Raw genomic sequence first — 11,096 nt, forward strand, 5'->3', positions numbered from 1 at the left:
CTGTGTGACGGACAGCGATTGGACGGTGACATTCAACGCAAACGGAACCCTGGAGGTCCGCAATGACCGCCGTATCGACCGAACAGCTTTCGAAAGACATGCAGGCCTCGGCACAAAAGCTCGAAGAGGCCGGGCTGATCCCGCAATCGCAGGATCAGCCGCTGAACGCAAATGATCTGCTCTTCTATTTGACCGGGACATCCATGCCGATGGCCGATCTTCTGCAGCAGCACGGTCTTTTTCTCGATGATCGGGGACTGAATTACGCTCTCGCGCAATTCGGCGCGATCAGCCAGATCGCCAACAAGGTGATCGCGGAACGGCGGTCCGGCTACCTGGATGGCGTCTGGAAGCAGCTCGATTTGTCCACCGACGAGGATATGGATTCAAACGGAACTTATATTCTGACGGCGCTTGCGGCACTTGAAATCCTGTACGGCCCCAACCGGTCTCGGCAATAGACCTAGGCGCAAAGACAATTTGTCCTGCCCGAGCCGACACATTGTCTTTGCCTGCGTTGCTTCAAGAGGTCAAGTAATTGATCTTAAACGACTTTGCCATCTGGCACGATGGTTGCTCCAGTGTTTCGCGCCTGGAGAAGAATGGTTTGGAACGAGGGAGAGAATTGTGTCCGATCTGATCGTTATCGTTTACCCGACCGAAGACAAAGCCGAAGCTATAAGGCAGAAGCTCGTGAACCTTCAGAAGGAATATTTGATCGAGCTTTCCGACGCCGTGATCGCCGTCAAACAGGATAATGGCAGGGTCAAGCTCATTCAATTGATGAACACGACGGCAGTCGGCGCCATTTCCGGCGGTTTCTGGGGACTGTTGATCGGGTCCATTTTTCTCATGCCGCTCCTTGGCGCATCGATCGGTGCCGCTTCCGGCGCACTTGGCGGCGCATTGACCGATTACGGCATCAATGATGGCTTCATGAGGGAGCTTGCAACAAATCTGAAGCCGGAGAACGCTGCGCTGTTCCTGCTGATCCGCAAGATGACTGCTGACAAGGTTCTCGATGAACTCAAGGGCACCGGCGGAACGGTGCTTAGAACATCGCTGGATCACACCAAGGAACAGGCACTGCGTGACGCGCTGGCGGCATCGCCCGGCTTCGGAAGCACGGCGCCCGCCGAGGTCTCCTCGAACAACTGACGCTGACATCTTCCAGCTTGTCTCAGTCGTCCAATCGCCGTTGTAGAAGGTGGCCAAAATGAACATCGAAAAATTCACGGATCGTGCGAAAGGCTTCATACAGTCGGCTCAATCGCTCGCCATGCGGGACGGAAATCCGCAATTTAACAGCTTGCACCTCCTGAAAGTATTGCTGGACGATAATGAAGGTCTCGTTTCCGGCCTTATCGATCGTTCCGGCGGCAACTCCCGCACCGTTCTCGGCGCGACCGAGGACGCGCTTGCAAAATTGCCGAAGGTCTCTGGTTCCGGAGCAGGGCAGGTCTATATGGCTTCCGAACTTGCCCGCATATTCGACGCCGCAGAAAAGATCGCGGAAAAAGCCGACGATAGCTTCGTGACCGTGGAGCGATTGTTCCAGTCTCTGGTCGAGGAGCGTAGCAGCGATGCGGGCAAGATTCTCTCCGATACCGGGGTAAGCCTTCAGGCGATCACGGCGGCGATCAGCGCGCTACGCAAGGGACGAACCGCCGACAATGCGTCGGCAGAGAACGCTTACGATGCCTTGAAAAAATACGCCCGCGACCTGACCAAGGCCGCCCGGGACGGAAAACTGGACCCTGTGATCGGCCGCGACGAAGAAATCCGGCGTACGGTCCAGGTCCTTTCGCGCCGCACCAAGAACAATCCTGTCCTGATCGGCGAGCCGGGTGTCGGCAAGACCGCGATCGTCGAGGGGCTGGCGCTTCGTATCGTCAATGGTGACGTGCCCGAAAGCCTGCATAACAAGATGCTTCTGGCGCTCGACCTCGGCGCTCTGATTGCTGGGGCGAAGTATAGGGGTGAGTTCGAGGAGCGGCTAAAGGCTGTTCTGCAGGAGGTCACCTCCGCAGAAGGCGGTATCATCCTGTTCATTGATGAAATGCATACATTGATTGGTGCGGGGAAGACCGATGGCGCCATGGACGCCTCCAATCTGTTGAAACCGGCGCTGGCACGCGGGGAATTGCACTGCGTCGGTGCGACCACGCTCGATGAATACCGCAAGCACGTCGAGAAGGACCCGGCGCTGGCGCGGCGCTTCCAGCCGGTCTTCGTGCCGGAGCCGAGCGTGGAGGATACGATCTCGATCCTGCGCGGCCTAAAGGAGAAATACGAGCTGCATCATGGCGTGCGGATTTCGGATGCGGCGCTGGTGGCGGCAGCCACCTTGTCCAATCGATACATCACGGATCGCTTCTTGCCCGATAAAGCCATCGATCTCGTCGACGAAGCCGCGGCGCGCCTGAAAATGCAGGTCGATTCCAAACCGGAAGAACTGGACACGATCGACCGCGATGTCATTCGGCTGAAGATCGAGCAGGAAGCGCTGAAAAAGGAGAATGACAAAGGATCGAAGGCCCGCCTCCAGGCGCTCGAAAAGGAGCTGGCCGACCTGGAAAAGAGGTCAGCCGACCTGACATCCAAATGGCAGGCGGAAAAGGGCAAGCTTTCCGATGCGCAGAAGATCAAGAGCGAGCTTGAGCAATATCGCACCGAGCTTGCGAATGCCCAGCGCAAAGGCGAGTTCCAACGGGCGGGCGAGCTTTCTTACAGCACAATTCCGGAACTGGAAAAGAAGCTTGCCGCGATCGAGGCAAACGAAACCTCTTCGATCAGCGAGACAGTAACCGCCGACAACATCGCCCAGGTCGTATCGCGGTGGACCGGCGTGCCGGTCACCAAGATGCTTGAGGGTGAAAAGGACAAGCTGCTCCACATGGAGGAAAAGCTCGGCGAGCGGGTCGTCGGCCAAGCGCAGGCCGTGCGCGCTGTATCGACAGCCGTGCGCCGTGCCCGTGCCGGCTTGCAGGATCCCAATCGTCCGATCGGCTCCTTCATGTTCCTGGGGCCGACCGGCGTCGGCAAGACCGAACTCGCCAAAGCTCTTGCGGAATTTCTCTTCGATGACGAAACCGCGATGGTTCGCATCGATATGTCCGAATTCATGGAAAAACACTCGGTTTCGCGGCTGATCGGCGCGCCTCCCGGTTATGTGGGCTATGATGAGGGCGGCGTATTGACTGAAGCCGTCCGCCGGCGGCCTTACCAGGTCGTTCTCTTCGACGAGATCGAGAAAGCGCATCCGGATGTCTTCAACGTCCTGCTACAGGTGCTTGACGATGGGCGCCTGACCGACGGCCAGGGCCGGACGGTCGATTTCCGCAACACGCTGATCATCATGACGTCGAATATCGGCGCCGAATATCTGGTCAACCAGCCGGAAGGTGAAAAGACGAGTGTGGTACGCGAAGAGGTCATGGCGATGGTTCGGGTCCATTTTCGTCCGGAATTCCTCAATCGCATCGACGCGATCATCCTGTTTCATCGTCTCCAGAAGACCGAGATGGGCCGTATCGTCGACATTCAGTTCGCACGCCTCAAGAAGCTGCTCAGCGATCGAAAAATCAATCTGTCGCTCGATACCAAGGCGCAGAATTGGCTTGCCGAGAAAGGGTGGGACCCGGCCTTTGGCGCGCGCCCGCTGAAACGGGCCATCCAGCGTTTCGTCCAGGACCCGCTCGCCGAACTGCTTCTGGGCGGAGAGGTTCACGATGACTCGACCGTGAAGCTCTCGGTCGGAAAAGATGGGCTCACCTTCAACGGCAAGGCCGTCAAGATACTGGACGACGAAGACGAATAGGCGCCGCGGTCGACCGCGTAGCCCACCCTTGCCAACCATATCGCTGATCCCAGCGCAGTCGCCTTGGGGTCCCAGTTCAGCAGCAAAGGAGAAGAAACGTGACGGACCATAAGATCAAAGAGGGCATGGAAGTGATCGGCGCTGATGGCGTCCACGTCGGAACTGTCGACCGCGTCGAAGGCAATCGCATCAAGCTCATCAAGAGCGACAGCGGCGATGCGTTTCACAAGGGCCGGCATCATCATTATATCGAACTCGGTTTCGTTGCCGGTGTCGAAGGCGATAAGGTTCGCCTTTCCGCCAATGCCGATATCGCTGTTACGCTCGAAGAGGAGCGATCCGGCCGCCCTGTTCCGGAGAATGAGTGATCGCGGCTTTTAATCGATTGCCTCGCGGCGGCTGCCAGGGGCGATCGATCTCAATGAGGCACGCTTGAAATATTGCAGGACTATTTTGGTGGGAAGCCTATTCGCGAGGACTATCTCATTGTCGAGGACGGTGGTCTTGCCGGCAAAGGCGCGCGCTCCTACAAATTGAGGTAGAAATTCCAAGACCAAAAACTGTGTGCGGCAATGTCGTTCCTCACCCGCATGCCAGGCGCGACATTTGAAAGATTTAACGGACGGATTATGGCGGCAGACGAAACAAAACCAACCCCACAGCCTGTTGTTGCCCGCCTCACGCGCGCGGCGATTTTTCTGGTTCTGACCATCAATCCCGGCCCGGACAACGAAAGAGCCGTACGGTCGCTGTGCGCCGATCTCGGCGGACTGCTTCGCGCGGTCGGATTCCGCGACCTGGAAGGCAGATTGTCCTGCGTGATGGCCTTTGGATCCGACGCGTGGGACCGCCTGTTTGACGGACCGAGGCCGAAAGACCTGCATCCTTTCAAGGAAATCCACGGCGTGCATCACGCGGTTTCCACCCCGGGTGACATCCTCTTTCACATTCGCGCGGCCCGCATGGATCTTTGTTTCGAGCTCGCGATGGAGATCATGTCGCGGCTTAGAGATGCGGTGGCAACCGCAGATCAGGTCCAGGGCTTCAACTATTTCGACGATCGCGATCTCATCGGTTTCGTCGACGGGACGGAAAACCCGGTCGATCAGGCAGCGGTCGACGCGGCGATCATCGACGACGAAGACCCAGCCTTTGCCGGCGGCAGCTATGTGATCGTCCAGAAATACCTGCACGACCTGAAAAAATGGAATGCGATACCTGTCGAAGTGCAGGAGGGTATCGTTGGCCGCAAGAAATTCTCCAACGTCGAGCTCGATGACAGCGTCAAACCGAGCTACGCGCATAATGCGCTGACGACGATCGTCGAGAACGGCGAGGAGCTCGATATCGTCAGGGATAATATGCCCTTTGGCGATGTCGGGAAGGGCGAATTCGGGACCTATTTCATCGGCTACGCCCGATCCCCAGCGCGTATGGAACAGATGCTCGTCAATATGTTCGTCGGCCGCCCCCCGGGAAACTACGATCGCCTGCTTGATGTCAGCCAGGCGATTACCGGCAGCCTCTTCTTCGTTCCGTCGGCAACCTTTCTTGACGGTGTCGAGCCCGACGCAGCCCCTGCACCGGTTGCCGAAGCTGAATCTGCCTCCACAGATCAATCGGACAATACGAACTCCGCTCCCCGGAATGAAAACATAGACGGCTCCCTCGGGATCGGTTCTTTAAAGAAAGAGGTTTGACATGGACAATCTTCACAGACACCTCGCTCCTATCTCGGCCAAGGCATGGGAGCAAATCGAGGAAGAAGCGAAGAGGACGCTCAAGCGTCACCTGGCTGCGCGTCGTGTGATGGACGTCGACGGTCCGAAGGGCGCCGAATTTTCCGCCGCCGGCACGGGGCACCTTAAACAGGTCGATAGCCTAGGCGAGGGTGTCCAGGCTTCCCTGCGCGAAGTCAAGGCGGTTGTCGAACTTCGCGTTGCCTTCGAACTTTCGCGGTCCGCAATCGACGACGTCGAGCGCGGATCGGAGGATTCCGACTGGTCGCCGGTCAAAGAAGCCGCACGCAGGCTGGCCTTCAGCGAAGACCGCGCTGTCTTCGAAGGCTTTACTGCGGCCGGGATCCAGGGAATTCGCGATGCCAGCAGCAATCCCGCCCTGAACCTTCCTCCAAGCCTCAAGAACTATCCCGATGTCGTTGCGAAGGCTGTCAGCCAGTTGCGTCTCGCCGGCGTTCAAGGTCCCTATGCCCTGGTTCTTGGTGAAGAAGAATATACCGCCGCAAGCGGCGGAAGTGACGAAGGCTACCCGGTGTTCCATCATATCGAAAAGGTTGTCGATGGCGGGATCATCTGGGCGCCTGCAATCAAGGGCGGCTTCGTCCTGACGACCAGGGGCGGGGACTTCGAGCTCGATCTTGGCCAGGACATCTCCATCGGCTATCTCAGTCATTCGGCGACGACAGTCGAACTCTACTTCCAGGAAAGCTTTACCTTTCGGATGCTGACCGCCGAAGCGGCGATCGCTTTGCTGCCTGCGCAGGCTCAGATTGATAAGAGCGTGTAGGTTACTGGTAAGGGTGATGCGACCGTGGACAGCGGCTTGTCTCATCTCGGGTTTTACGAGGCAAGCTATCCGCGCTCAATGGATTTTCGCGGGGCAGAAAACGGCGGCGTATGCACAAGCCTGACACACCGGCCGCCGCCGCTACTCCAAGCCATGCAGGGTGGCATGCATCCGCAGTCTTCAAAGCATCAGAGAAGGATCGATTCCACCGGCACAGGCATTTCCGGGAGATCCTCCTCTCCTAAAGCCTCTCTCAAGGTAATTTCGATTGATTTGGCGATCGCAGCAATCGGCAGGTCGTTGGGCATGGTTCCGAATGGCATCTCCAGCTCGTCCCCAAGCGCATCCAGCCCGAAAAACGTGTAGGCGATAATGCCGGCGGCCAGCGGTGTAATTGGTCCCAGCATATTGGCGAGACCGAACGGCAGGAGGAAGCAGAAGAGGTAAGCGGTTCGGTGAAGCAGAAGCGTGTAACCGAACGGAACCGGCGTGTTGCGAAGACGCTCGCAGCCGGCGATAACTTCATTCATTCCCGAGATCGTGCGGTCGAGGATGCTGAACTCGATGTCGGTGACGTAGCCTTTGGCTGAAAGACCGGCGAGACATTCGCCCATCAATTGCAGGATATAATTGGGCGCATTGGATGCTCTAAGAAGCCTAGCTCTTTCTTCATTCGAGAGCAGGGTTTCAACGTTGTCGCCTAGCCGATCCCCATAACGCAGGTGGCGCACAAGATCCTCGACAAGGACGATGTTCAGCCGGATCAGCCTTTCGCGCTCTTTGGCTGCCTGATCGCCACTCGGCAGTAAGATGATAGTCTGACGCGCCAGATCACGGCTGTGGGCAAGAAGATGCCCCCAAAGCCTTCGCCCCTCCCACCAGCGATCGTAGCAGGCGTTGTTTCGAAACCCGAGAAAAATGGAAAGCGTCAGGCCGATCAGATAAAACGGCGCGCCGTCGACCAGCGGAACGAGCGTCGGGTGTCGCGTGTGCGCCCATACGACGATAGCCGACATGAACATGACGATGAGGACGCGGGGATAGATGCGTCTGATCACCGACCCTCGAATCTCAAGGAAGAGACGGAGCAGGTTCGGAGTTTCTCGGACGATCATGTTTCACCTGATTGCTGTGGCATTGCGTTTCGCGGTGATGAGGAACGACGTCACGGTCACAAGGGTGAGCGAAACGGCTTCATCTGGCCTCTCACGCCAGGTTCGCTTCGCAAGAACTGTACCATTTCGCGCAGACAGCATTGTCAAAGGCTTAGCAGGGCGAACCCACCGCAAAATGGACAAATTGTCCCCGGGAACGAGACAAATCGTCTATGGAAAACAATGGGATAACGTGTTCTACTGGCATTAATGATACAGCGGCGGAGTGCGGGCTATGAGTGACAAGAAAGCGCAGTATAAAACCTATCATCATCCCGCTGGGGGATGGGGTGCCGCAGCCGCGACGGCAAAGGTGCTGCTCGAGCAAAGTGTCGTGACAAAGGGGTCACGAGCCCTCCTTGCCATGAACCAGCCTGGCGGCTTCAAATGTCCAAGCTGCGCCTTCCCGGATGCCGATTGCAAGAAGACGCTCGAATTCTGCGAGAACGGTGCCAAGGCGCTGGCGCATGAAGCGACCAAATTCCGGGTCACGCGGGACTTTTTCGCCAAGCACACCGTCTCCGAACTCATGGAACAGTCGGACTATTGGCTCGAGATGCAGGGCCGTTTGACGGAGCCGATGCGCTACGACGCCGCGACAGACAAATATGTGCCCTGCGACTGGGACACCGCCTTTGCAACGATTGGCAAGCATCTGAGATCGCTCGAGAGCCCGCATCAGGCCGAATTTTATACCTCCGGGCGCACACCGAACGAAGCAGCCTTCCTCTACGCCATCTTCATCCGGGCGTTCGGCACCAACAATTTCCCCGACTGTTCCAATATGTGCCATGAGCCCACCAGCCGCGGTCTGCCGCCTGCGATCGGCGTCGGGAAGGGCACGGTGATCCTTGAGGATTTCGAACATGCCGAGGCGATCTTCGTCATTGGCCAGAACACCGGCACGAACTCGCCGCGCATGATGACGAATCTGGTTGAAGCACGAAAGCGCGGCGTTCCGATCGTCGCTGTCAATCCCATGCCGGAACGTGCGCTGATACGCTTCACCGAACCTCAGGATATGATCCAGATGGCGACATTCGGCTCCACTCCGATCGCCAGCGAATTCGTCCATATGAAAATCGGCGGCGACCTCGCTTTCCTCAAAGGCATCATGAGGGTGATGTTTGAGCGCGAGGCCAAGGGCGAAACGATCCTCGACCATGAGTTCATCGCCAAGCACACGGTTGGTCTCGACGCCATTCGCGACGAGGTGATGACCCACGATTGGCCCGAACTCGTCAAGACGTCGGGGCTGGATGAAGACCAGATCCGCCGTTGCGCCGAAATCTATATCCGTTCGAAAGCAACGATGATCTGCTACGGCATGGGGCTCACCCAGCATCAGGACGGGTCGCGTCTGTTGCAACAGGTCGCAAATCTGTTGCTGCTGAAGGGCAATTTCGGAAAGCCGGGAGCGGGGATTTCCCCGATCCGCGGACACTCGAATGTCCAGGGCGACCGCACCGTCGGGATCGATGAGAAGCCGACGCAGGAATATCTCGACCAGGTCCGGGACGTCTTCGGCTTCGAACCGCCCCGCGAGCACGGCCATCATACGGTTGAATCCGTGGAGGCAATGGAGAATGGGACTGCCAAGGTCTTCATCGGCATGGGTGGGAATTTCGTTCGCGCAATCCCTGACACAGAGCGATCCTATGCGGCCATGAGCAAGCTTGCGCTCACTGTCGGGATTACGACCAAGCTCAATCGTGGCCACCTCGTTCACGGGAAGGAGGCGCTGATCCTTCCCGTGATCGCCAGGTCTGAATGGATCCGGACGTCGGCCGGTGAACAGTTCGTAACAATCGAGGACTCGATGTCGAACGTCACGGCCTCCCGTGGCGTGCTGACGCCGGCCAGCGAGCATCTGAAGCCGGAGGTGGAGATTGTATGCCGCATGGCCATGGCGACTCTTCCCGACAGCAAGATCCCGTGGGCGAGCTATATCGAGGACTATAACCTGATCCGTGACAAGATCGCGGCCGTCTATCCGGAAATCTATACCGACTTCAATGAGAAGATCAAAAATCCAAAGGGCTTCCACCTGGACGTTGCGCCGCGTCGGCTTGTCTGGCCGACACCGAACGGCAAGGCGAATTTCCTTCTACTGCCTGGCCTGGAAGTGAATGCACCGGTCGCGGACCCGGCTATGCTGAGGCTTGCGACCGTGCGCTCGCACGACCAGTTCAACACGACCATCTACAGTTACAATGATCGCTATCGCGGCGTCTATAACGACCGCATGGTCCTGTTCATGAACGAGGACGATCGGAAGCAACGCAACCTCGAAGCGGGCGCACGCGTCTCTTTGGAGACGATCACCGAAGACGGCGTGCAGCGTCGGGTCGATGGTCTCACGGTGTTGGACTATCCGATGCCGCGGGGGTCGGTCGCCGGCTATTACCCGGAGCTCAACCCGCTTCTTCCGCTCGAATATTACGACAAGATCAGCGGCACTCCGGCAGCAAAGTCCATCCCTGTCAGGGTACTGGCGGCATAAGAAAGCGCCAGCAACAGTCACTTTCGAACCGATCTTAGCCAGGGAGACGGACGTTATTTGAGAACCTAGACGCGGTCATTCTAGCGACAGCCCAGTTCGCATTCACTGTCTCGTTCCATTTCATGTTTCCGGCCTTTTCGATCGGGCTTGCGAGTTTTCTCATGGTGCTCGAGGCGCTCTGGCTGAAAACGGGAGACGGTGTGTACGCCAACCTCTATCGCTACTGGCTGAAAATCTTCGCAGTCGTCTTCGGCATGGGCGTGGTCTCCGGCGTGGTCATGTCCTACCAGTTCGGCACGAATTGGTCCGTATTCTCTCAAAAGGCGGGGCCTATCATCGGCCCGCTGATGGCATACGAAGTGCTCACGGCATTCTTCCTCGAAGCCGGATTTCTGGGGGTCATGCTCTTTGGAATAAACAAGGTCGGCAAAGGGTTACACTTCTTTGCCTCTTGTATGGTGGCTCTCGGCACGCTCATTTCGGCAACGTGGATCCTCTCGGTCAACAGTTGGATGCACACGCCGACCGGCTTTGAGATCAATGCGAATGGACAGTTCGTGCCTGCGGGTTCTTGGCTGGCGATCATATTCAATCCGAGCTTCCCTTATCGCCTCGTGCATACGGTCCTGGCAGCCTACCTGACAACGGCGTTTGTCGTTGGCGGTGTCGGGGCGTGGCATCTGCTCCGGGACCGTTCCAATCGCGGGGCCAGGAAGATGTTCTCGATGGCGATGTGGATGGCGGCGATCGTCACACCGATCCAGATTTTCGCCGGCGACGCACACGGTCTCAACACGCTGGAACATCAGCCTGCCAAGATCCTCGCGATGGGAGGGCATTATGAAGCACATGCCGAGGGCGCTCCGCTGATCCTCTTTGGTCTGCCGAGCAACGAGGAAGCGCGGGTACGCTACGAGATTGCCATCCCGCATCTCGGATCGCTGATCCTCAAGCATGATCGAGACCGGTAATTTCCCTGGGGTCGAATACAGGTTGTTATACTAACGAGCGCGATTTCGGACTCTTTGCGGCTTTCCAAAACGGCGCGAATCTGAATCCATGTTGCAAACTGGAGGTTTGCCGTGGGTTCAGC

8 protein-coding genes and 2 pseudogenes are annotated in these 11,096 nt (G+C 57.6%); 9 read left to right on the plus strand and 1 reads right to left on the minus strand.

Annotated features, from left to right (window positions below):
• Positions 1-62: 62 nt before the first annotated feature.
• From ACIQWP_RS29880 to ACIQWP_RS29910, 7 genes and pseudogenes are all read left to right on the plus strand, one after another.
• Positions 63-461 carry a hypothetical protein gene (locus tag ACIQWP_RS29880; protein WP_402795607.1) on the plus strand — a complete coding sequence of 133 codons (399 nt, stop codon included), beginning with the start codon at positions 63-65 and terminating at the stop codon, positions 459-461.
• Positions 462-627: 166 nt separating this feature from the next.
• The gene (locus tag ACIQWP_RS29885; RefSeq protein ID WP_402795610.1) at positions 628-1,158 is read left to right on the plus strand and encodes a DUF1269 domain-containing protein; all 531 of its coding nucleotides are present in this window, start codon (positions 628-630) and stop codon (positions 1,156-1,158) included.
• Between the two features lie 58 nt (positions 1,159-1,216).
• Positions 1,217-3,820 (plus strand): ATP-dependent chaperone ClpB, encoded by a 2,604-nt coding sequence (clpB, locus tag ACIQWP_RS29890; RefSeq protein ID WP_402795613.1) that lies wholly within the window; start codon positions 1,217-1,219, stop codon positions 3,818-3,820.
• 125 nt (positions 3,821-3,945) lie between these two features.
• A complete protein-coding gene (locus ACIQWP_RS29895) occupies positions 3,946-4,188 on the plus strand; it encodes a DUF2171 domain-containing protein (RefSeq protein ID WP_112400213.1) in 243 nt (80 codons plus the stop codon).
• A 57-nt stretch (positions 4,189-4,245) separates the two neighbouring features.
• Positions 4,246-4,362, plus strand: a pseudogene (locus tag ACIQWP_RS29900) (formate dehydrogenase); the annotation flags it as partial.
• Between the two features lie 87 nt (positions 4,363-4,449).
• Positions 4,450-5,520 carry a Dyp-type peroxidase gene (locus ACIQWP_RS29905; RefSeq protein ID WP_402795616.1) on the plus strand — a complete coding sequence of 357 codons (1,071 nt, stop codon included), beginning with the start codon at positions 4,450-4,452 and terminating at the stop codon, positions 5,518-5,520.
• Position 5,521: 1 nt separating this feature from the next.
• The gene (locus ACIQWP_RS29910) at positions 5,522-6,346 is read left to right on the plus strand and encodes a family 1 encapsulin nanocompartment shell protein (protein ID WP_402795618.1); all 825 of its coding nucleotides are present in this window, start codon (positions 5,522-5,524) and stop codon (positions 6,344-6,346) included.
• 188 nt (positions 6,347-6,534) lie between these two features.
• Here the strand turns inward: ACIQWP_RS29910 and ACIQWP_RS29915 are convergent, their stop codons facing one another.
• Positions 6,535-7,461 carry a bestrophin family protein gene (locus tag ACIQWP_RS29915; RefSeq protein ID WP_402795621.1) on the minus strand — a complete coding sequence of 309 codons (927 nt, stop codon included), beginning with the start codon at positions 7,459-7,461 and terminating at the stop codon, positions 6,535-6,537.
• A gap of 274 nt (positions 7,462-7,735) precedes the next feature.
• On the opposite strand from ACIQWP_RS29915, the gene ACIQWP_RS29920 reads away from it, so the two are divergent.
• The gene (locus ACIQWP_RS29920; RefSeq protein ID WP_402795623.1) at positions 7,736-10,003 is read left to right on the plus strand and encodes an FdhF/YdeP family oxidoreductase; all 2,268 of its coding nucleotides are present in this window, start codon (positions 7,736-7,738) and stop codon (positions 10,001-10,003) included.
• A gap of 77 nt (positions 10,004-10,080) precedes the next feature.
• Positions 10,081-10,968 (plus strand): annotated as a pseudogene (locus tag ACIQWP_RS29925) (cytochrome ubiquinol oxidase subunit I); the annotation flags it as partial.
• Positions 10,969-11,096 lie beyond the last annotated feature (128 nt).

This window comes from Rhizobium sp. NPDC090279, assembly GCF_044769665.1.
In the GTDB taxonomy this organism is placed as follows: Bacteria; Pseudomonadota; Alphaproteobacteria; order Rhizobiales; family Rhizobiaceae; genus Rhizobium.

What these genes read in the sequence shown, in the direction of transcription:
- ACIQWP_RS29895 (WP_112400213.1), top strand. Translation starts at nt 3,946, where the DNA reads ATGGAAGTGATCGGCGCTGATGGCGTCCACGTCGGAACTGTCGACCGC.
- ACIQWP_RS29905 (WP_402795616.1), top strand. Translation starts at nt 4,450, where the DNA reads ATGGCGGCAGACGAAACAAAACCAACCCCACAGCCTGTTGTTGCCCGC.
- ACIQWP_RS29920 (WP_402795623.1), top strand. Translation starts at nt 7,736, where the DNA reads ATGAGTGACAAGAAAGCGCAGTATAAAACCTATCATCATCCCGCTGGG.
- clpB (WP_402795613.1), top strand. Translation starts at nt 1,217, where the DNA reads ATGAACATCGAAAAATTCACGGATCGTGCGAAAGGCTTCATACAGTCG.
- ACIQWP_RS29915 (WP_402795621.1), bottom strand. Translation starts at nt 7,461, where the DNA reads ATGATCGTCCGAGAAACTCCGAACCTGCTCCGTCTCTTCCTTGAGATT.
- ACIQWP_RS29880 (WP_402795607.1), top strand. Translation starts at nt 63, where the DNA reads ATGACCGCCGTATCGACCGAACAGCTTTCGAAAGACATGCAGGCCTCG.
- ACIQWP_RS29910 (WP_402795618.1), top strand. Translation starts at nt 5,522, where the DNA reads ATGGACAATCTTCACAGACACCTCGCTCCTATCTCGGCCAAGGCATGG.